Here is a 21,349-nt window from a genome sequence, read left to right on the forward strand (position 1 = left end):
GCTCTTACGCAATTACGCTCTATTCTATACGATTATACAGGAGGATAAGATTCATAGAGTGACTTTTTGGGCACAATATTGGAATCGTTTCCACCAGTCCGGCTGTATCAAATCCCATAAAAAAGCTCCCGGGCAACAGTTATGTGCCGCTCGGGAGCCTGGTTTCAATACGTATTAGGTTGTATACAAATGTTTCATCAGCTCGCGGTTTTTCTTGTCAAACAATTCATTATGAGAAGAAACTACGCCCCACCCTCTGGCGTCAGGGGTAATATACTGCTTTGCTTTATTAACTGCGTTGCCCGCATCGTGGAACGCGCCTGCAATCAGATGCAGCTTGCCTTCATGGTAGAGAATATCCCCGACGGCGTACAAACCCTCTACTGATGTCTCGCTTGTTGGTTTTCCTTTTACGCAATATTCGTCTTCCATCTCGATCTTCAGCTCGCTCTTTTGCAGCAATTCCTTGTCGCGCTCGTAACCGTGATTAATGACGACCTCATCGACGCTGAGTACGATTTCTTCGCCGTCCGAGCTGCGCTTTAGCACCACATTGTCTATTCTCTCATAGCCAGGCTCTGAAACCAGCTTCTCAATGGTCGTATTAAGCAGACATTCCACCGAGCTGTTCATTAATCGTGTTACCTCCGCCTCGTGGCCGTTCAGCATCTCCTTGCGGTAGGTCAAATATACCTTCTTCGCAATCTGCTCCAGCTCATTGGCCCAGTCGATCGCCGCGTTGCCGCCGCCAGAAATCAGCACCGTTTTCCCCTTGAAGCGCTCCAGCGATTTGACCGTGTAATGCAGGTTGGACAGTTCGTACTTCTCGGCGCCTTCAACCTCCAGCTTCGTCGGCTTCAGGATGCCGCCGCCAACAGCCAGAATAACCGTTTTGGAATAGTGGGCATCACCTGTTTGGGTGTGCAGCACAAAATGTCCGTCTTCATTCTTGGAGATTGACGTCACCTTCTGCCCCAGGACAACCTCTGGATCGAAGGTCATCCCCTGCGCCACGGTCTGATCAATTAATTGCGCGCCCGTAATCGGCGTCAGTCCGCCTACATCCCAAATCATTTTTTCGGGATACACATGCACCTTGCCGCCCAAAAACGACTGAAATTCGATAAGTTTGGTTTTCATCTCGCGCAAGCCGCTATAGAAAGCGGAATATAAGCCCGCAGGCCCCCCGCCGATAATCGTAACATCAAATAGTTGATTGTTCTCCATCTCTCTCATCTCCCGTAATCTTATTAAAGAATCATCGTCTAGTCACGTCTTTCTCAGATGCTGCTCACATCCTCAGGTTCTCGTGCGAGCGAGCAAATACAAGAAATAAGGGGCGCCGATGACGGCAACCACAATGCCCGTCGGTATCTCCGACGGCTGGAGTATCCAGCGACCGACTGTGTCGGCAATAATGACCAGCAAAGCACCCGCCAATGCTGATGCCGGAAGCAACAGCTGATGCTTCGGTCCCACCATCCGCCGTGCGAGATGCGGACCGATCAGCCCGACAAACCCGATGCCTCCGCTGACGGCGACGGATGCGCCGGCAAGCCCTACAGCCGCGATTAGCAGTTTCATTCGCTCGCCTTTCACCGAGGTGCCGAGCCCAGATGCAATCTGGTCGCCTAGGCTGAGCACGTTCATAACACGAGCCTTATAGAATACATAAGGGAGCAGTACGACAATCCAAGGCAGCAGGGCGAGCACGAACTTCCAATTGGAGCCCCAGATGCTTCCCGCCAGCCAGGTAGCCAAAAATTGATATTTGTTCGGGTCCAGCCGCAGCGTCAATACGATCATCGCCGCGCTTATCCCTGCTGCTACAGCAATACCTGTCAGGATCAGCCGAGTCGGCGATATCCCCTCATGCCGCTTGTAAGCCAGCGCATAGATTAATGCTGCGGTCGCGCCCGCCCCGATCAAGGCGAGCACAGGCAACAGAAATACAGGCGCTGCCGCCGTCGTCGGGTAAAAGGAGATGAACAGCATCACCATCAGCCCTGCCCCCGCATTGATGCCGAGGATGCCGGGGTCGGCCAGCGCATTGCGCGATATGCCTTGCATAATACAGCCGGATACAGCGAGTCCTGCGCCGATCAGCAGGGAGATGACAATACGCGGAAGCCTGAACTGATAAAGAATAAGCGACTGCTTCTCCGTTCCCATGCCGAATAACGTCTTCATCACATCAAGCGGCGAGAGCCGGATAAATCCTGTATTCATACTGATGATGAACGCAGTAATGATGAGTACAGCCAAAATCGCCATGACGATAAGCCCTCTTCGAAGCCGGTTGTCGCTGGCGGATAGTACATCTGCCTCCCGCATTACAGCTCCCTCCTTTCTTTCCTTGCCAAATATAGAAAGAACGGAACGCCTATCAGCGCAATGAGCGCTCCTACAGGCGTCTCGTATGGAGGATTAATCATACGCGCCGCCAAGTCTGCAAGCATGACCAGCAGACTGCCCAGCACGGCCGAGCAAGGAATAATCCAGCGGTAGTCCACGCCGACCAGGAAACGCGTCAGATGCGGAATAATCAGTCCGACAAAGCCGACTGCGCCCACGACGGATACAGCAGAGCCCGCAAGAATCAGGACAATAACCGTACCCGCCAGCTTGACCAGCTTGGTTCGCTGTCCGAGTCCTGCAGCAATCTCTTCCCCCAGCGTAAGCAGTGTAATCGACCGGGACAGCATTATGGCAGCGAGAATCGCCAAGCCTACCCATGGCGCCATAATCTCAAGCTGGTTCCATTTCGTACCCGCTACGCCACCCGCATACCAGAATGCCATATCCTGGCCGATGCGGAAATAAAGCGCGATGCCTTCGCTCAGTGCCGCCAGCAGCGCGCTGACCGCCGCACCTGCAAGCACCAAACGGACGGGTGTCATCCCGCCCTTGGCCATTGACCCGACGCCGAATACAAGACCAGCTCCGACACCCGCTCCAATGAAGGAATACATAATCAGATACATAAAAGGCATGCCTGGGAAAAACGCAAAACATATGGCAAGCGCAAAGCCAGCTCCGGCATTCAAGCCCAGCAAGCCGGAATCCGCCATCGGATTGCGCGTCATGCCTTGCATAAGCGCACCCGCTACGGCAAAGCTCGCGCCCACCATAGCGCCGCCCAGAACACGCGGCAGACGCAGCTCCTGAATAATCTGATGCTGCGTTATCGTAGGATCAAAGGAAAATATGGCTTTCCACACCGTTGCAAACTCAATATCAGCCGCTCCGAACGACACGGACAACGCCACGCTAAGCAATAGAGCAATCGTGCCGCCGATCAAGATTAATGTTGCGGCTACAGGACGCGACCGCAGTCGCGTCCTGTCCTCGCCAGTTTCATCTATATTCATTTTTTTAGTCAAGTCCGACATAACCTTACTCCTCATTTGTCTAGATCGCGATGACATATTGTAGTAAATCGTTTGTTACCCGATTGATCAATTGTTTACATCCCGAATTGAGCACGGTGCAGACGGCTGTATACGCCTTCCTGCGCAATGAGCTCCTCATGCTTGCCTTGCTCGGCAATTCCCTGTTCCGCTACGACGATAATGCGGTCCGCATTTTTGACCGTGGCAAGACGATGCGCAATAACAAGCGTTGTGCGCCCTTGCGACAACTCTGACAAGGCCAATTGAATCGCAGCTTCCGTCTCTGTATCCAGCGCCGAAGTCGCTTCGTCGAGAATCAGAATAGGCGGATTTTTGAGGAACATGCGAGAAATCGACAGCCGCTGCTTTTGTCCACCGGACAGCTTCACGCCACGCTCGCCTATAAAGGTGTCGAGGCCATCAGGGAGCGACTTGATCAGATCCTCCAGCTGAGCGCGTCTCGCGGCCTCCCAGATCGCTTCATCGCTTGCGCCCAGTCTGCCATAAGCGATGTTTTCGCGAATCGTACCGTCGAACAGGAAGACATCCTGCTGGACAATACCAATCTGTGCGCGCAGCGATTCCAGCGTCATGCTACGAACGTCCATGCCGTCAATGGTGACCGCCCCGCCCTCTACATCGTAGAATCGCGGCAGCAGCGAGCATAAGGTACTCTTGCCGGCGCCTGACGGCCCAACAAGCGCGGCTGTCTCTCCGGCGCGAATGGTCAGATTCACGCCTTGCAGCACCTTGTCTTTGCCTTCGTAGCCAAACGTTACATCGTTGAAGCGGATTTCTCCGCGCAGATGCTCCACATGGCGGGCATTCGGCGCATCGTCTACATCCGGCTCCGTCTCCAGCAGCTCCAGGTACCGCTTGAAGCCCGCAATCCCTTTCGGATACGTCTCGATGACCGAGTTAATCTGCTGGATTGGTCCCAAGAAAACATTGGACAGCATGACAAACGCAATAAACTGGCCGTACGACATTCTGTCTTCAATGACAAACCATGTTCCGCATACAAGTACGAACAGCGACACCAGCTTCATCAGAATGAAGCTAAGCGAGGAGTTCCAGGCCATAATCCGGTAGGTAAGCAACTTCGTGATTCGGAACCGTTCATTGTTTTGGGCAAAACGGTTGATTTCGTGCTTTTCATTAGCAAACGCCTGAACGACGCGAATGCCGCTGACGTTGTTCTCTACCCTTGCGTTATAGTCAGCGATGTCCGCGAACATTCTTTTGAAGGCCGCCGACATCTTCTTGCTGAAATACATGGACAAATAAATCATGATCGGCACGATAATAAAGGTCAACACCGCCAATTGCCAATTGATGCTCAGCATAATGCCGAACGCACCCGCCAGCGTCATAATGGCGATAAACAAATCCTCCGGACCATGGTGGGCAATCTCGCCGATATCCATCAAATCGTTGGTCATGCGGGAGACCAGATGCCCGGTTTTGTTATTATCGAAAAATCGGAATGAAAGCTTCTGAACCCGGTCGAACAGCCTCTTGCGCATATCCGACTCGATGTTAATGCCTAGCTTATGCCCCCAATAGGTCACGACATAATGAAGGGCGGAGCTGATGATGTAGATGCCAAGCAATCCGAGACAAGCATATAAGATCCACACCCAATTGCCGCTCGGCAGCAAATCGTCAACGATGCGATTGACTGCAAGCGGGAATGCCAGCTCCAGCAAGGCCGCTATTATCGCACAAGAAAAATCCAGGATGAACAAGCCCTTATAGGGGCGGTAATATTCAAAAAAACGACGTAACATAACTACCTCCACGGCTACACATAATCAATCAAAGGGTTGCCCCATTTTCAGCGAGCTTCAGCGCTCGTTATTTCAATCCTGCCAGCCATTCGGCAAGCTCCTCGGTTTGGGACAAAACGGCAAGCGGATCATAATACCAGGAATCCTTTTCCTTCCATACATAAACCCGGTCATTCTTCACCGCATCAAGCGTGCCCCAGATCGGATCGGCCTTCACATCCTCCACGGTACGATCGTTGGAGGTCAGAATGATGTAGTCGCCTGCATATTGCGGCAGCGCTTCATTCGACAGGCTAGCCCATTGCTTTTCCATAATTTCTGCGGCGATTCCCGCCGGCGGATGGAAGCCAAGCGCTTGGTAGACGGGTTGACCGCCTCTGCCGAAGTTGTCGCCGTATACATAAATGTCTTTATCGGACCACTCAATAATCGAGAAGGTAGCGTCCTCCTGCACGGCTTGAAGGGCTTTCTCTTTCGCAGCGGCAATCCGGCGGTCATATTCCTCCAGCCAAGCCTTCGCTTCCTTTTCCTTGCCAAGCAGCTCTCCGAAATACGTCAGCTCCTCATGGGCGTTTTTAAGCTCGCCATATGGGACAGCAAGAGTTGGCGCGATTTTGGATAACTGCTCGTATCTGGCATCATCCATAGAGGCGCCTGTAATGATCAAATCAGGCTGCAGGTCGACCACCTTCTCCAATGAGCCATTCACCTCGCCGATATCCTCGACGCCCTCCAGCAGCTCGGCCAAATATGGATTGTCCCAATGAAGGCCAGGCGTTCCGATTGGCGTAACGCCAAGGGCAATAAAGCTGCCCAAATATTGATCGGCGACAATGCGCTTCGGATTAGCCGGTATTTGTATTTCCTTGCCGCCGGAGACGACCGTCCTGGTTTCTGAATCAACGGCAGTCGATTGCGAAGTGTTGCCGGAGCTGCCCTCCGCTGCCTTCGAAGACGGCGCCGGTCCATTGCCCGTATTGGAAGCGGCAGTCCCGCCGGAGCATGCGCTCAGCACTAAGGAGAGGCACAGCAATAGCGTTGCCGCGGTTGTAGTTGAAAACGATTTGTACATGAAATAATCTCCTCTGCTCTGATGTTGATAACAATTATCATTATCAGTATGATCCCGTTTCCCCACTGCGGCAATGGAGGATCTTAGGATTGCAGATGGATTTTTCTCGGATTGGTTATTTTCGAGTCTTATGTTCCGGTATTGAAGCGGAGAAACTCCGATCATCTTCTTGAACATGCGCCCAAAATAATACGGGTCGGCATACCCCACATATGCCGCGATTTCGCGGATGCTTGCTTCCGTGTCAAGAAGCAGACAGGCTGCCTTTTCCATTCGGATACGAAGCAGATAATCGATTGGACTATAGCCCACTTGCTTCTTGAACACATCCGACAGATGTGCGGCGCTGTAATTTAATGCTGCTGCAAGCGACTCCAGCGAAATAGACTCCGCATAATGCCTCTCCATATACCGGACAGCCCGTGCCGCAAGATCCGGCACCGCTGACGCAGACTCTACGCCCTGCCGATGCAGCTGCTGCAGGATCATGCCGACCAGCTCATAAAACATCGATTTGACCTGGAATCTCTCGAACGGACCTGCGATCAGCCACTCCCGGCGCATTGCTTCGACGATTCGGAATAAGGAGAGTGGATCATCCGGCATAAGCTGATACGCCGTCCGGAAGGGATTAGAGCGTGCCAGCAGCTCCGTCATACTGCGGGATGGCAGTGGCAGTACGGCTTTGTAATAGATTAAGTCGTACTCCCATTGCTCTTCTCTTATATGGATATCCATAATAGAGCCTTTGCCGCCATGGAGCACATGAAACGGACGAAGAGGATATTCCGTTCCGTCCAGCGTAATAGCAGCGCCTCCTCTAGCGGCGAATAAGAACATGCTCGCCGGCAGCTGGTACCCGCTCAACTCTTCCCCTTTTCGTAAGATCATGTGCCTGATATCCAACACTTTGATCGAGGCATGATTCCATAATGCGATATGCTCCTGTTCAAACATGGTCTATAACACCCTTCCAACCTTCCTCTTATATGAGTATTACGGCTCATGATGCGGACGGCGGAAGGCTGTGGTCAACGGTTTCACGTATAGAGCGTTATTGCGTCTGCTTCCACGCCTGGAGCATCTCCGCCACCTTTTGCACTTGGGCTTTGATTGCAATCGGATCGTATGGCCAGAAGTAATCGCCGTCCAGATCGAATACCTGGTTCTTCTTTACCGCATCCAGCGTCTTCCATACAGAGCCTTCCCGATCCAGCAGTCCCTCCTGCGGAGAATCCAGAAAGATGTAGTCTCCCGCAAATTCCGGAACCAGCTCGAAGGATATTTTCTTATTATCCTCGCCAGCCTCGATCATCTGCTGCACACGCGGTGGCGGGGCGAGCTCCAAATGCTTGTAGATAGCTTGTACGCCGCGCCATACTCCCGAGGCGTAAATGTACATGCCTTTGTCGAAGCCTCCCATTACCGTCACCGTCTCATCATCACCGATAATGCCTTCTATTTGGCCTTTGGCGGCCTTTACCGTCGCATTAAAATCAGCAACCCACATCTCCGCTTCATCTTCCTTGCCTAACAGCTTTCCGAACTCGCGGATTTCATCTCGCGTGTCCTTGAACGTATCGTACGTGTACACAATGGTAGGTGCGATTTTGGAAAGCTGCACGTAGAGCTGCGGGTCTTGGCTTAGCGTAATAATCAAATCAGGCTCTAGCGACAAAATCTTCTCTACGCTGCTGTTATCGATATTGCCGATATCTTCAATTCCGTCCGTCAAGCCTTGTACATGCGGACTTTCAATATCCCAGAATGGCGCGCCTATCGGCTTGACGCCAAGCGCCAATAAGGTAGCCATATAGCCTTGCGCAACAATACGCTTCGGATGGGCAGGAATCTCAAGATCGCCATTTACGGTTTTTACGATGCGTGTCGCAGGACTGGACTCAGAAGCTTGGTTGTCCTTCTGATTGGAGGGCTGAGCGCCTTCCCCGCTTCCGCAAGCGGTCAATACGACGATAAGCGCCGTTAACAAACTAATAAATCCAATATAAGGTTTGGCCTTCTGCATGTATCTCTACTCCTCTGAAATAGACTTGATGTGATCACATCGCCAATAATGAGAATCATTATCGGTTACGGACCTAATCATATCAGCAGGAGACATGACCGTCTATTTCAAGAAGTTGTCTTTTTGTTATGTCTTAATGTTGGATCACATGCCCGGACAGCAGCCATTCCACTTGCTTCTCCAGTTGTTTCTCAAGCGATAACCCCTCGCAGCTCCAGCATTCCTCCAGCTTAAGCGGGTAGATGCGGTTATGCTTTGCGGCGGGCAAGCTGCGCCATGCTTCGTCTTCCCGAAGCATACGGTTCAGCTCGCCTTCATAATCCGGGCTGTCACATATGACGACAAACATATGATCAGCCGCATACTCCGGCAGCTCGGATTCCGTTATATACATCGGCTTATCGGGCAGCAGCACCTCTTGCTGTATCCGCTCCGGCGCAGTCATACCCAGTGAGTTGTACAAATTGTAGGCCCCTCGAAGCGTTCGATTCCAAATGCCGATGGACTGTTCCCGTATTTCATATAACGCAACCGTTTCATTCGGCTTGATATGTTCAGCGAGCCGCAGCCTGGCATACCGGGCCTTGGCCAAGTAACGGTTAATCCATTGCTCCGCTGCAGCCTCTTTCCCCACCAGCTTGCCGATTAGCCTAACCTCCTCCAGCGGGTCCAGCTTAGCCCAATCCAGCGTGACGACTGGCGCAATCTCCTCCAGCTGCTTCATTTTGTCCGGCGTATGATAGAAGTAGGTTGGCGCAAGGATCAGATCCACGCCAAGCGACTTGAGATCATCCGCGCCGTACTGCTCGCTTACCGTATGGACGTCTCTCAACTCGTCCTTCAACAAGAGCGAATGATGGAGGATGATTGCATCTGTGGCAATCGGCTGAACGCCTAATGCCAAGAGATGGCCTACAAACTGGAAGGCTGCGATGCGTGCCGGCTTGGGCAAGCTGCGGAACTGCCCTGGCGTCATGCCGGTTACGGCTTTGAACTTCCGGCTCAAGTACAACCCGCTCTTGTACCCCACACTGAGCGCAATTTCATGCAGCGTCTGATCCGACGCAAGCAACCGCTCCTTCGCTTTCCCGATTCGGAATCGATTCAAATATTCGGAGAATCCCCAGCCTGTTCGCTTGCGGAAGAGCGTGGAGAAATACGTTTCGTTGAAGCCGGCCATCCCTGCAAGCTGAGCGCGCGTAATCGGTTCTTCATAATGCCCATGCACATACGCGATCGCCTCGTCGATCAACTTATCATAATGGACGTCTTCCTTGCCTCCGCCATCGCCGGAGAACACGAAATCGAGCAGCTCCTCCAGCATATACCGCTTGGCGCGACTGCTAATCTTGCCCGCTATCGGAGCTTCTGTCAATTGACGCAGCTGCGAATAGGCTCGCTGTGACAGATTCGGCGACACCCAGCCGCTCTCCGGCAGGATCGACCAATCGACATGATACAGCATTCGATTGTCGCTCTCCTCCATTAGACGGTAAGACTCGAAGGCAATATAATGAATCCTGACATTCGGCGTACCGCTGGATAGAAGCTTGATCTGCTGCCATGGCCTCAGAAACATCATAACCCCGTTCTGAAGCGTCACGGTTCGTCTGCCCAGCTTAACCTTAACCCCTCCCTCTGCCGCTATAAAGGATGGAAATTCTACTTGTAGGGTCGAAGCCTGGTGCTGTAATTGAAGCCGGCTTGCCGACTTCAACGTAAAGATGGATGCATCCATACCTGCTATGCCTCCCAAAAAGCTCATATGACTACCATTATAGTGATAAAGATTATCAATATCAATGAACTTTTTTAAAAAAGTCATTATCTTTAATCCATTTTCAAACAAATGCCCGCTCTTAGGCAGAACGGGCATTTCGGTCAAGATGTTGTTTTCAGCAGACTGTCCACAATATAATCGAGCTGCTTGTCGAGCGAATAAATGTCGGTATAGTAGCTGAGTCCAAAATCAAGCTCGATCAAACGTCTGTCCTTAACAGCAGGGAGGTTGTTCCATAACGTGCTGTCCGTCAGGTTCTCCATCCCTTCATAGGCGGAGCGGATGATGATATCACCTGCATATTCAGGCAGCTTTTCGAAAGAAATCTCATAGCTGTACACCTTGTCCGTAGCGTCAATATCCTTTTGAATGATGTCCGGCGCCTTCATTCCCAAATATTCATATACAACTTCCGATCCTCGTCCATACTTTTTGCTCGCCGTAATGAGCATATTGCCTTTGCCGCCCTCCATAATCGTCACCGTTTTGTCCAACATGCCTGCTTTGCGCAGCTTCTCCTTGCTGGACTCAACCTTATCGTAAAATTGCTGCAGCAGCGCATCGGATTCATTCTCCTTGCCCAGCACCTCGCCTAGCGTTTTCATTCTCTCTTCCAGCGTCATGCTTTCAAAAGGCATAAATACCGTTGGTGCAATATCCTTCAGCACCTTATATGGATCCTCCGAAGGCACGATGATTAAATCCGGGTCCAGCGCAAGCACAGCCTCCGGGCTTGGCTCCATCCAGTGGCCTAAGGAAGGGACACCCGATACCTCTTCCTGAAACGCCGCTCCGTCGTATACCTCCGATACGCCGACAGGCTTTGCGCCGAATGCCAGCAGATCACCCACATGATACAACACAACGATGCGTTCCGGATTCGCGGGTACTTCTATCTCGCCTTTCAATGTAGACACCATTCTCGTCTTAGACTCCGCCTGCGCATTCCCATTCTCCCCTGCGTCTCCGTTCACTCCAGCCGCGGGCGAGCTCGATGCGCCTCCGCTAGCATTGGAAGCCGATTGGCCTCCCGTTCCGCCAGAGCATGCCCCGAGCAATAACAGCAGGCATAACATCATAGATGTAACCGCCAAAGATGACTTGTTGCCGTTCATAGTTAACTTCCTCTCCCTCATATATTGAAAATGATTCTTACTATCATTAACAATATATCGCGGCCTCCGGCTTCTGGCATCAGACGATATGAACCTGTTTACAGGATAATCCGAACTTTGTTCTTTATGCTTCTCACGGTACTGCCCCGGTGTTAAGCCAACCGTTTTTTTGAACACGCGGATAAAATAAGACATATCCAGATAGCCAACGCCAGCTGCGATCTCCTGCAGCTGGAGATCCGTGTCTGTCAGCAATTGCCTGGCTTCATCCATTCGCACTTCAATTAAATATTCGATCAGGCTTCTGCCCGTTTTGCTTTTGAACTGCCTAGCCACATAAGGCGCGCTGTAATTGAGCGCCTGCGCGAGCGATTCCAGCGTAAGCGGCTCCCGATAATGTTCATGAATGTATCGAATGGCTTGCTCTGCCAAGTCAGGCAGATGCGTTTGAATGTTTTGACTGGTCAGCTGCCGCAGCAGCTCATAAACAAAATCATAAAACAGCTTTTTCACATAAAACCGTTCCAGCTCGCCCTCAGTTTCCCATTCACCATATAGTTCTCTAACCATCTCCAGCAACAAAGCCGGATGCTGCGGCTGAAAGCCATATTGCATGGCAAACGGATTCTTTCGCTCCATCAACTCCAAGATTTCTTGGCGATTCGGAAGCGGAATAACCGCTTTATAGAAAATCATATAGAACTCAAATAATTCCTCCGTTAAATCGATAGTCAAGGTTGCCCCTTTACCGCCATGTATAACATGAAAGCGTCTAGCCGCATATTCCCGATCATCCATCCATATATCTGCTCCGCCGCGCACAGCATACATAAACATGCTGGACGGAAGCTTATATCCCCCCAAGCGATCGCCAGCCTCCAACGTCGTGTGACGTACATCCAGCACCTTAATAAAGGCATGATTCCAAAGCTCCATTTGGTCACGTTCGAACATTCACTCTGTCCATCCTCTCCAGCTTACTTCGAACATGATTGTAGCAGATTTCAACGAAAATGATAATCGTTATCATAAAATACATAAAAAAGACCGCCCCTCTCACAGCGGAGAACGGAGCGATCCTTGAAAGGGTCGAGGGACCCCAAAAAACATAAGCGTGCAAGTTGCATTACTGCCAGTCAAGCTTAGTGTCTATCCCCTATTAAATAAGAAAAGCAATTTGAATTAATAGGTGCTCCAAACGATGGATGGCCCCATCCAACCGCTTGGCAGGGTAATAACGTATTTGTAAGTGCCGGCAGGCTGATTGCCCAAATATAGATTGCCCGTACGGATTCCATCTCCGTGAGGCATACCGCCCTCAATGCTGCCGGAACCGACGTACACATCACCTGAAGCCGTGACACGATAAACCGTTGCATACATCCAACCATGTATATGTGAATCATATGCGTAATATTGAAGGGCAAGGTTACCCCCACTATGTGTTGTTGTACCGGTATCTGTACGGGTCGTGCTTGCGGAAACACTTGTAGCGAAAGTCAAAAACATAACTAAAGCGATTAGTCCCAGGCCCATTCTTTTAATATTCATTGTAATTCCTCCTCAATTAAATGTTTTTTAGCGCTTGCAGTTTCACTTATGCCTAACTAGAAGCTGTTCCTATCATGCAAAGCTCGTGCTCGTGCATGAACCACCTCCCTATAAGAATTAAGCAGGTTCACTCAGGCTAGTACAAAAAAACTTATGGGTATCGTCATAAGGAAGGTATTCATGGAATAGAAGTGGTAAAGAAGGAAGAGACGTAAGGAGAAAAATAGTTCAACCGTAGTACTTTTTTATTGGTATTGTATCACCTGTCCCATTCTTTGACAATGATTTCTAGTTCTTTTCCATGAACATTTCACTTTAGCGGGTCCTATTTGAAATTATATTTTAGCTCATAATTCACAGCACATAGACGAAAGGCTAGTTGACAGAGAGCCCCTATTTTGATTATTATTGATAATAATTATCAATATCAACGTTCAACCGTTTATTCCCATAAAAAAGCCCCCAAGCGTAAACGCTTGAGAGCTTTATCACCGTATACGATCACAATCATACGGAGTTTAATGATCTTACATGCCCAGCCATTTCTTGAACAGATGCTTGGTGGTGTCCTTGTTCATTGCCGCAATTGAAGTCGTCAGCGGAATGCCCTTCGGACAGGAGCGCACACAGTTCTGCGAGTTGCCGCAGCCCTCAATGCCACCGTCGGTCATCAGTTCATCCAGACGCTCCTCCTTGTTCATCTCGCCCGTCGGGTGAGCGTTGAACAAGCGAACCTGGGAGATCGCAGCCGGGCCGATAAAGCTGTTGCGATCATTGACGTTCGGGCAGGACTCCAGGCAGACGCCGCAAGTCATGCACTTCGACAGCTCGTACGCCCACTGGCGCTTCGTCTCCGCCATACGCGGACCAGGGCCCAGATCGTACGTACCGTCAATTGGAATCCATGCTTTAACCTTCTTCAGTGCGTTGAACATGCGCTCGCGGTTAATGACGAGGTCACGGACAACCGGGAACGTACGCATCGGCTCAAGACGAATCGGCTGTTCCAGCTGGTCGACCAAGGCGCTGCACGCCTGGCGGGGCTTGCCGTTAATGACCATGGAGCATGCGCCGCATACTTCTTCCAGACAGTTGGATTCCCAGCATACCGGCGATGTTTTGGAACCGCTCGACGTGACAGGGTTGCGCTGAATTTCCATCAGACCGCTGATGACGTTCATGTTCGGACGGTAAGGCAGTTCGAACTCTTCCGTATACGGCTTGGAATCCGGCTTATCCTGGCGGGAGATGATAAACTTAACGGTTTTGGATGCGACAGTCGTTTCAGCCATGATTATTCTCCTTTCTTCTTGTCAGTGGAGTAATCGCGCTTACGCGGAGCAATCAGGCTTACGTCGATGTCCTCGTAAGAGATTTTCGGTCCGTCCGGCGTCCAGTCCGCAATCGTCGACTTCATGAATTGATCGTCGTCGCGCTCTGGGAAGTCCGGCTTGTAATGCGCGCCGCGGCTTTCATTCCGCATCAGTGCGCCAAGCGTCATTGCTTCGGACAGCTCAAGCATGTTCCACAATTGGCGTGTGAAGGCAACGCTTGCGTTGTTCCATTGCGCCGAATCATTGATGTTGATGTTGCGGTAACGCTGCTTCAATTCCTTGATCTTGCCAATTGTAGCTTCCAGCTTGTCATTGAAGCGAACAACCGTCATGTTGTTCGTCATCCACTCGCCAAGCTCTTTGTGGATTACATAAGCATTCTCTGTGCCGTTCATGGCCAGAATGCTGTTGTATTTATCGGTATGCGACTTCGTCGCGCGATCGAATACGGAGGAAGATACATCTTCAGCCGATTTCTTAAGGCCTTTGATATACTCAACCGCTTTCGGACCTGCTACCATGCCGCCATAGATGGCGGACAGCAGGGAGTTAGCACCCAGACGATTCGCACCGTGGAACTGGTAGTCACACTCGCCGGCAGCGAAGAGGCCCGGGATGTTCGTCATCTGGTTGTAGTCAACCCACATGCCGCCCATCGAGTAGTGAACTGCAGGGAAGATCTTCATCGGAATTTTCCGCGGATCGTCACCCATGAATTTCTCATAGATTTCGATGATGCCGCCGAGCTTAACGTCCAGCTCCTTCGGATCCTTGTGCGACAGGTCAAGGTATACCATGTTCTCGCCGTTGATGCCGAGCTTCTGGTCTACGCAGACAGAGAAGATCTCACGAGTCGCGATATCGCGCGGTACAAGGTTGCCGTACGCCGGATATTTATCCTCAAGGAAGTACCAAGGCTTGCCGTCTTTGTACGTCCAGATGCGTCCGCCTTCGCCGCGTGCCGATTCCGACATAAGACGAAGCTTGTCGTCGCCCGGAATTGCAGTCGGGTGAATTTGGATGAACTCGCCGTTCGCGTATTTGACGCCTTGCTGATACACGGCGCTTGCCGCAGTACCTGTATTGATAACGGAGTTCGTTGTTTTGCCGAAAATAATGCCAGGACCGCCGGAAGCCAGAATGACCGCATCCGCACGTACCGTATGAACTTCCATCGAACGGAGATCTTGCGCCGATACGCCGCGGCATACGCCGTCGTCGTCAAGTACTGCGCCAAGGAACTCCCAATGCTCGTATTTGTTAACCAGTCCAGCTGCTTCCCAGCGGCGGACTTGCTCGTCCAATGCGTAAAGCAGCTGCTGGCCAGTCGTAGCGCCTGCAAATGCAGTACGGTGATACTTCGTGCCGCCGAACCGGCGGAAGTCCAGAAGGCCTTCCGATGTACGGCTGAACATAACGCCCATACGGTCCATCAAGTGGATGATGCCCGGTGCCGCTTCGCACATCGCTTTGACTGGAGGCTGGTTAGCCAGGAAGTCGCCGCCATAGATGGTATCGTCAAAGTGCTCCCATGGGGAGTCGCCTTCGCCTTTTGTATTAACAGCGCCATTGATGCCGCCTTGCGCACACACGGAGTGCGAACGCTTGACCGGCACAAGGGAGAACAGGTCAACGTGCACGCCGGCTTCCGCTGCTTTGATTGTCGCCATAAGGCCGGCCAAGCCGCCGCCGACGACGATAATTTTATTTTTTGCCATTACGCTTCGCTCCTTGTCTTCAAAACTATCCGATATTCGCCGTAGTCAAAGCGACGCTTGCTGCTGCTTTGAACTCGTCGCCGCTAAACGCAACCAGAGAAAGAATGAACAGGGCCGATACGATGACGAATACGCCCATGCAAATATAAGAAGAGATACGTTGCGCTTTAGGGCCGACTGTAATGCCCCAGCTGATCAGGAATGCCCACAGGCCATTGCTGAAGTGGAATACCGCAGCAAGCACGCCGATCACGTAAAGCGTGAACATAAGAGGGCTGCTGGCGATGTGATTCATCGTCGAGCCAAGCTCCTCATGCGTGATGTTGCCCATGTACACCTGCAGACGCGTCTGGTACACATGCCAGAAAACGAATACAAATGTGATAACGCCTGTTACCCGTTGAGCCGTGAACGCCCAGTTGCGTCCATATTGAAAACGGCCCGTATTGGAGTTCGACTGGTATGCGACGTATAAGCCGTAAATACCGTGAAACAATAGCGGGAGGTAAATGCCGAAGATTTCTAGCAGCGATATCATCGGCAAGCTGTTGATCAGATGCACGCCCTTGTCGAAGCCCTCAGGTCCCCGTTCGAACGCCTGGTAGTTCGTGAGCCCGTGCACAACAATGAACCCGCCCAGTGGAATAATCCCCAGAAGCGAGTGCAGCTTGCGCGAGAAATACGAATTTCCTTTCATTTTTCCTTCTCCTTTCAAGACTGTGAATTACCCATTCGTAGTAAAACAAACCATTCTACATTGTAACGCTAGCATGTACCCCCGTCAACAAATGTCGACACATATTTGCCACACTTCCATCCTACTCCTTTTCAGCTTATAATGGAATTGCATATTTTTTATAATTTCTTATAACAAAATGATATAAGGGGCTTATAACACCATGTACGAAGAGCTTCATGTCTTCACGGTAATCGTCGAACAATCCAGTATGAACAAAGCATCCGCGCTGCTTAACCTGTCGCAGCCAGCCTTGTCGCGCAAGATTGCGAAGCTGGAGGATGAGATCGGCGTCGAGCTGTTCAGGCGTGTAGGCAAGCGGCTGGAGCTTACGCGGATCGGACAATTGACCTATGAATATGCGCTGGAGCTGCGACAGCTGCACCGTCATTACTTGCAGACCGTCTCCGAATTTACGGCGACCGGTCGTTCCTCGCTGACGATTGGCGCGAGCCTCACAACGCTGCAGACGACGCTGCCGGATTTGATCCAGATGCTGACGTCAACCCATCCTGAATTCGATATCAAGGCCGTCACAGGAAAGACACATGAGATCGTCTCTTATGTCAGAGAGCATAAAGTAGATATCGGCATAGTCGCCTCTGGAATTGATGATGCTGCGCTCCGTTGCGTCCCTCTATTCGACGACCATCTGCTGCTTGTGCTACCCCGCAGCCATGTCGTCACGGAGAAAGGCATGCTCCACATTGAAGATTTGAACGGCTTGCCGATGATTCTGTTCTCCAAGGGCACCTGGTACCGCATCATGACCGATGAGCTGTTCGATACGTACCGAATCTCCCCCGATGTCCGCATGGAGATTGACTCCTTCGAAGCAATCCTGCGGCTGCTGCATACATGCAGAGCCGGAACGCTGCTGCCCAAGTCCTACATGCGCGAGCAGTTGCTTGAGGATAATGATCTTATCGTGGTGCCGATCAAGGAGCTGGCGGAAGCCAAACGGACGACTTCACTCATTCATCTGGACCCTGCGGCGCTAAGCCCATCCGTTAGGCAATGCATCAACGAAATTACAGCAAAGTTCAATTAATATAGTTATTGCCATCTTGCGCTCCCAAAATCCCTTGAAACCGATGGCCTTCCGAATCGTTACTACCTATATATGCCGGCCGCCGAATGGATAATTTAGACAGCGTTGTGATAAGGTAGTGTAAGACCATACTATTATTTAACACAGGGGTGAATTATGAATCAAACGATCAAGTCGAAGGATTGGACTGTTTTGGGCATAGCCGCCATTATATGTACGATTATCTTCATCTTTATGGAGATTGTTCCGGCTATTATTGCAATCAACAAGCATGAATATGGCGGCAAAGCCATTCCCAAGACGGTCGCGGAAGAGCGTGCAGGCGCATTCGCGGCGGAACAGACGGGGCTGACCGTCACGAAGGCACATGCCGTCCATCAATCAGATAAGCTGCTTGCAGGCTATCTGTCCAAAGAAAAGAAAACCGAACAATTCGAAAATAAATACGACGCTCAATTTCCCGTAGATACTTTCCAGGTCAACGTCAATTTTGCGGACGGCAAGGGCTACGGCTTTGTCTATGTGCATATGTACAATGAAGGGATCATCGGCTGGAACTTGATTGTCGACGGAACGGCAGCGTCCCTGCAGGAGACGCAAGAGCTGACGAATGACTTCCTGTATGGAGGCGGCATCCTTCAAGGTCAGGACAGGAGCAATGCAACGATGGGTCGGAACGGCGAGCTGCGCCAGCGCATTGGAGGCTACGCGGTGGAAGGCGCCAATCTGACGATTGCGACAAAGGTGATCTCGATGGACGGCAAGCTTGTGCTGAGTCAATACAAGCCAGCCTTTGATGTACCCGATACATACAAGGCTTATGTGAAAAAGCAAGATAAGCTCGCGGGCTGGCTGACCGGCATCGGGTACGGGTTTATGAGCTTTGTGCTAGGTATATTAGCGATCATCTATGCCGTTCTGTATCGCAAGCATACGTCCTTCACTTATGGCATTATTTTGACAGCGGTATTCTTCATCGCCTATGTCATCATGAATTTGGGCGTGATGGACGGCATAATCGCTTCGCAAGGCGAGACGCGCTTGGACAGCTTCCTCACCATTGGCGTCACCATAACGACAATTGTCATGTCCGTCGCCATGGCTGTCTCCATCTACTTCTCGCTCGTTGCGGGCGACGGTTTGTGGAAAGCACAGGGACGATCACTGTGGCCGAGAATGAAGGACCCGGGCTATGGCGATTATGTCTGGCGCAGCATGGGCTTATCCTATCTGTTCGCGCTGATCATGCTCGGACTGCAGCCTGTCATCTTCTTCGTACTGGGGAAACTGATCGGCACTTGGGGAGCAACGGATGTAACCATGTCGCCTTATAACATCAAATACCTGTGGCTCATGCCTGTTCTAGCTTGGGCCGCGGCGATCTCCGAGGAAGCCGTCTACCGCTTCTTCGGCATCGGGTTGTTCCGCAGATGGTTCCGCAATACCTTCGCTGCGGCGATTATCCCGACCATCGTCTGGGCGCTGGGGCATGTGATGTATCCGTTCTACCCGTCAACGACTAGGCTGTTCGAGCTGATCGTCATCGGCCTGATCTTCAGCTTTATCTTCGTCCGGTACGGATTCATTACCGCCATGTTCACGCATGCCATCTTCAACTCCGTTGCGGTCGGCAGCTCCATGATCTTCGCCGGCGAAACAGTCAATATTGTATCGGCGCTGTTCTTTATCGCGCTGCCGTTCTTTATCGCCTTCATCCTGAAAGCATGGAGCAACCGAAAAAGGACGAATCCGCCGACTAGGTCGACGATTCATCCTTAAGGGCAGCAATTATATCTGCGGCGAGCTTATCGCCGATCGAGAGAGGCCTGAAGTCTTCGACGGAGGCCTCTCTTATTTTTTTGAGCGAGCCGAAGTGCTTCAGCAGCGCCTTTCTCCGTTTCTCACCGATGCCTGAGATGGCATCCAGCCTGGATTCCACCATCGACTTGGCGCGCTGCTCGCGGTGGAACGTAATGGCGAATCTATGCACCTCATCTTGAATCCGTTGCAGCAGGTAGAATTCCTGGCTGTCTCTGGGCAGCGGCACAATCTCCGCCGGGTCGCCTGTCATAAGCTGTGCCGTCTTATGCTTGGCGTCCTTCACCAGACCGCATACGGGGATATATAACCCCAGTTCATTCTCCAGCACGTCCAGAGCTGCCGCGATCTGCCCCTTGCCGCCGTCGACAACAATCAGGTCGGGCTGCTTCAGTCCTTCCTTCAGTACGCGCTCGTAACGTCTGCGGATCACCTCTCGCATCGTCTCATAATCGTCCGCGCCAACAACTGTCTTCACCTTATACTTGCGGTATTCCTTCCGATCAGGCTTTCCGTCCGTAAAGACGACCATAGCGGACACCGGACTCGTGCCTTGAATATTAGAGTTATCGAACGCTTCAATGCGGCGAACTTGCTCCATGCCCAGCCATTCCGCAAGCGATTGCGAAGCCTTCACACTGCGTGCCTCGTCGCGCTCGATCAGACGGAACTTCTCCTCCAGAATAACACGGGCGTTATCGAGCGCCATATTGACGACCTCACTCTTCTTCCCGCGCTGAGGCATCAATACCTTCACCTTCAGCCATTCATGCAGCGAGGTCATAATCTCGTCCTCCCGCTCCGCATCCTGCTCCGGCGGATGAGGAAGCAGAATTTGCTTCGGCAAGGCCGGGTTATCGCTGTAATATTGCGTGACGAACGTCATAAAGTCATCGTATTCCTCGCCGTAATAGGGAAAGGTCGTCCCATGTCTTTCGATCATTTTGCCTTTTCGCATATACAGAATTTGAACGCTCATCCAACCTTTGTCGACCGCGTAACCGAATATATCACGGTCCATGGCGTCGGACATCGTAATCTTCTGCTTCTCCATAACGGCGTCGATCGCGACTATCTGGTCCCGGTATTCCTTGGCGCGCTCGAACTCCAGCGCTTCTGCCGCAGCCTGCATCTTCCGTTCCAGCTCGGCCTTGACCACGTCTTCCCCGCCGTTCAGAAACTTCGTAATTTCGCTGATCATTTCGTCGTAAGTGGACTGCTCCACTTTGTATTCGCATGGCGCTACGCATTGTCCCAAATGATAGTAGAGACATACCTTATCAGGCAGTGTCTTGCATTTGCGCAGCGGATACAGGCGGTCAAGCAGCTTCTTCGTCTGCTGGGCGGCGAATGCATTCGGATAAGGGCCAAAATATTTGCCTTTATCCTTTACGATTCTGCGTGTAACCTCCAGCCTCGGATGTGCTTCATTCGTAATTTTGATATAGGGAAAGGTTTTGTCGTCCTTCAGCAATACATTGTAGCGCGGATGATGCTGCTTGATCAGATTGCACTCCAGGATAAGCGCCTCCATGTTGCTGCCGGTGACGATAAATTCGAAGTCAACAATCTCCGATACAAGCCGCTGCGTCTTTGCGTTATGGCTTCCGATAAAGTAGGAGCGGACGCGGTTCTTCAGCACCTTCGCCTTGCCTACGTATATAATAACTCCGTCACGATTCTTCATCAGGTAGCAGCCGGGCTTATCCGGCAATAGCGCCAGCTTGTTGCGAATCGCTTCCTTGGCTGCTTCCATGCTTATAAATTCCCCTTGATTCGTCATGCTTAGCTCTCCTCCGACTCGAATACGGTCTACTCTCAATTTTAGCATAATCCATTACGCTTTTGCCTTACATTTGTCACCGCTTCTTCTTTACATTTGTTCGAAACTTTGGGTATACTAATGAAAGCTAGGTCTTAAGCGTATGCTTACGACTCAAAGTTTGCCCGGCAAACTTTTAAGGAG

Annotated in this window: 15 protein-coding genes; 2 read left to right on the plus strand and 13 right to left on the minus strand. The window is 51.3% G+C overall.

What is annotated here, in order from left to right:
• Positions 1 to 174: 174 nt before the first annotated feature.
• The 12 genes from ACFVSO_RS00225 to ACFVSO_RS00280 all read right to left on the minus strand — a co-directional run bounded on the left by ACFVSO_RS00225 (position 175) and on the right by ACFVSO_RS00280 (position 16,475).
• Positions 175 to 1,227 (minus strand): NAD(P)/FAD-dependent oxidoreductase, encoded by a 1,053-nt coding sequence (locus ACFVSO_RS00225; RefSeq protein WP_387468864.1) that lies wholly within the window; start codon positions 1,225 to 1,227, stop codon positions 175 to 177.
• Positions 1,228 to 1,299: 72 nt separating this feature from the next.
• Positions 1,300 to 2,334, minus strand: a complete 1,035-nt coding sequence (locus ACFVSO_RS00230; RefSeq protein ID WP_387468866.1) for a FecCD family ABC transporter permease — start codon at positions 2,332 to 2,334, stop codon at positions 1,300 to 1,302.
• Positions 2,334 to 3,392, minus strand: coding sequence for a FecCD family ABC transporter permease (locus ACFVSO_RS00235; protein ID WP_387468868.1), 1,059 nt, complete (start codon positions 3,390 to 3,392; stop codon positions 2,334 to 2,336). The genes ACFVSO_RS00230 and ACFVSO_RS00235 overlap by 1 nt, the downstream gene beginning before the upstream one ends.
• Before the next feature lie 74 nt (positions 3,393 to 3,466).
• Positions 3,467 to 5,182 carry an ABC transporter ATP-binding protein gene (locus ACFVSO_RS00240; RefSeq protein ID WP_387468870.1) on the minus strand — a complete coding sequence of 572 codons (1,716 nt, stop codon included), beginning with the start codon at positions 5,180 to 5,182 and terminating at the stop codon, positions 3,467 to 3,469.
• 67 nt (positions 5,183 to 5,249) lie between these two features.
• Positions 5,250 to 7,211, minus strand: coding sequence for an AraC family transcriptional regulator (locus ACFVSO_RS00245; protein ID WP_387468873.1), 1,962 nt, complete (start codon positions 7,209 to 7,211; stop codon positions 5,250 to 5,252).
• Between the two features lie 97 nt (positions 7,212 to 7,308).
• The gene (locus ACFVSO_RS00250) at positions 7,309 to 8,280 is read right to left on the minus strand and encodes an ABC transporter substrate-binding protein (RefSeq protein ID WP_387468875.1); all 972 of its coding nucleotides are present in this window, start codon (positions 8,278 to 8,280) and stop codon (positions 7,309 to 7,311) included.
• A 133-nt stretch (positions 8,281 to 8,413) separates the two neighbouring features.
• Positions 8,414 to 10,018, minus strand: coding sequence for a helix-turn-helix domain-containing protein (locus ACFVSO_RS00255; protein ID WP_387468877.1), 1,605 nt, complete (start codon positions 10,016 to 10,018; stop codon positions 8,414 to 8,416).
• Positions 10,019 to 10,161: 143 nt separating this feature from the next.
• Positions 10,162 to 12,129 (minus strand): ABC transporter substrate-binding protein, encoded by a 1,968-nt coding sequence (locus ACFVSO_RS00260; protein WP_387468879.1) that lies wholly within the window; start codon positions 12,127 to 12,129, stop codon positions 10,162 to 10,164.
• Between the two features lie 228 nt (positions 12,130 to 12,357).
• Positions 12,358 to 12,726, minus strand: coding sequence for a hypothetical protein (locus ACFVSO_RS00265; RefSeq protein ID WP_387468881.1), 369 nt, complete (start codon positions 12,724 to 12,726; stop codon positions 12,358 to 12,360).
• Positions 12,727 to 13,253: 527 nt separating this feature from the next.
• On the minus strand, positions 13,254 to 14,018 hold the full coding sequence (gene sdhB, locus ACFVSO_RS00270; protein ID WP_387468884.1) for a succinate dehydrogenase iron-sulfur subunit: 765 nt from the start codon (positions 14,016 to 14,018) through the stop codon (positions 13,254 to 13,256).
• 2 nt (positions 14,019 to 14,020) lie between these two features.
• Complete coding sequence (gene sdhA, locus ACFVSO_RS00275) at positions 14,021 to 15,778, minus strand: succinate dehydrogenase flavoprotein subunit (RefSeq protein WP_387468886.1); 1,758 nt, start codon at positions 15,776 to 15,778, stop codon at positions 14,021 to 14,023.
• Positions 15,779 to 15,803: 25 nt separating this feature from the next.
• Entirely contained in the window at positions 15,804 to 16,475 is a 672-nt protein-coding gene (locus ACFVSO_RS00280; protein WP_387468888.1) for a succinate dehydrogenase cytochrome b558 subunit, read from the minus strand.
• 202 nt (positions 16,476 to 16,677) lie between these two features.
• Here ACFVSO_RS00280 and ACFVSO_RS00285 point away from each other — a divergent pair, with 202 nt between their 5' ends.
• Positions 16,678 to 17,565, plus strand: coding sequence for a LysR family transcriptional regulator (locus ACFVSO_RS00285; protein ID WP_387468890.1), 888 nt, complete (start codon positions 16,678 to 16,680; stop codon positions 17,563 to 17,565).
• Between the two features lie 156 nt (positions 17,566 to 17,721).
• Positions 17,722 to 19,344, plus strand: coding sequence for a CPBP family intramembrane glutamic endopeptidase (locus tag ACFVSO_RS00290; RefSeq protein ID WP_387468892.1), 1,623 nt, complete (start codon positions 17,722 to 17,724; stop codon positions 19,342 to 19,344).
• Here the strand turns inward: ACFVSO_RS00290 and uvrC are convergent.
• Positions 19,322 to 21,166 (minus strand): excinuclease ABC subunit UvrC, encoded by a 1,845-nt coding sequence (uvrC, locus tag ACFVSO_RS00295; protein WP_387468894.1) that lies wholly within the window; start codon positions 21,164 to 21,166, stop codon positions 19,322 to 19,324. The two genes, ACFVSO_RS00290 and uvrC, sit on opposite strands and share 23 nt — an antisense overlap.
• Positions 21,167 to 21,349: the final 183 nt, after the last annotated feature.

Origin of the sequence: Paenibacillus sp. NPDC057967 (genome assembly GCF_042887015.1) — a bacterium.
Lineage (GTDB): Bacteria > Bacillota > Bacilli > Paenibacillales > Paenibacillaceae > Pristimantibacillus.

Bases quoted from the DNA above. Each gene is read 5' to 3' on its own strand.
- ACFVSO_RS00225 (WP_387468864.1), bottom strand. From the start codon at position 1,227: ATGGAGAACAATCAACTATTTGATGTTACGATTATCGGCGGGGGGCCT.
- ACFVSO_RS00230 (WP_387468866.1), bottom strand. From the start codon at position 2,334: ATGCGGGAGGCAGATGTACTATCCGCCAGCGACAACCGGCTTCGAAGA.
- ACFVSO_RS00235 (WP_387468868.1), bottom strand. From the start codon at position 3,392: ATGTCGGACTTGACTAAAAAAATGAATATAGATGAAACTGGCGAGGAC.
- ACFVSO_RS00240 (WP_387468870.1), bottom strand. From the start codon at position 5,182: ATGTTACGTCGTTTTTTTGAATATTACCGCCCCTATAAGGGCTTGTTC.
- ACFVSO_RS00245 (WP_387468873.1), bottom strand. From the start codon at position 7,211: ATGTTTGAACAGGAGCATATCGCATTATGGAATCATGCCTCGATCAAA.
- ACFVSO_RS00250 (WP_387468875.1), bottom strand. From the start codon at position 8,280: ATGCAGAAGGCCAAACCTTATATTGGATTTATTAGTTTGTTAACGGCG.
- ACFVSO_RS00255 (WP_387468877.1), bottom strand. From the start codon at position 10,018: ATGGATGCATCCATCTTTACGTTGAAGTCGGCAAGCCGGCTTCAATTA.
- ACFVSO_RS00260 (WP_387468879.1), bottom strand. From the start codon at position 12,129: ATGTTCGAACGTGACCAAATGGAGCTTTGGAATCATGCCTTTATTAAG.
- ACFVSO_RS00265 (WP_387468881.1), bottom strand. From the start codon at position 12,726: ATGAATATTAAAAGAATGGGCCTGGGACTAATCGCTTTAGTTATGTTT.
- sdhB (WP_387468884.1), bottom strand. From the start codon at position 14,018: ATGGCTGAAACGACTGTCGCATCCAAAACCGTTAAGTTTATCATCTCC.
- sdhA (WP_387468886.1), bottom strand. From the start codon at position 15,778: ATGGCAAAAAATAAAATTATCGTCGTCGGCGGCGGCTTGGCCGGCCTT.
- ACFVSO_RS00280 (WP_387468888.1), bottom strand. From the start codon at position 16,475: ATGAAAGGAAATTCGTATTTCTCGCGCAAGCTGCACTCGCTTCTGGGG.
- ACFVSO_RS00285 (WP_387468890.1), top strand. From the start codon at position 16,678: ATGTACGAAGAGCTTCATGTCTTCACGGTAATCGTCGAACAATCCAGT.
- ACFVSO_RS00290 (WP_387468892.1), top strand. From the start codon at position 17,722: ATGAATCAAACGATCAAGTCGAAGGATTGGACTGTTTTGGGCATAGCC.
- uvrC (WP_387468894.1), bottom strand. From the start codon at position 21,166: ATGACGAATCAAGGGGAATTTATAAGCATGGAAGCAGCCAAGGAAGCG.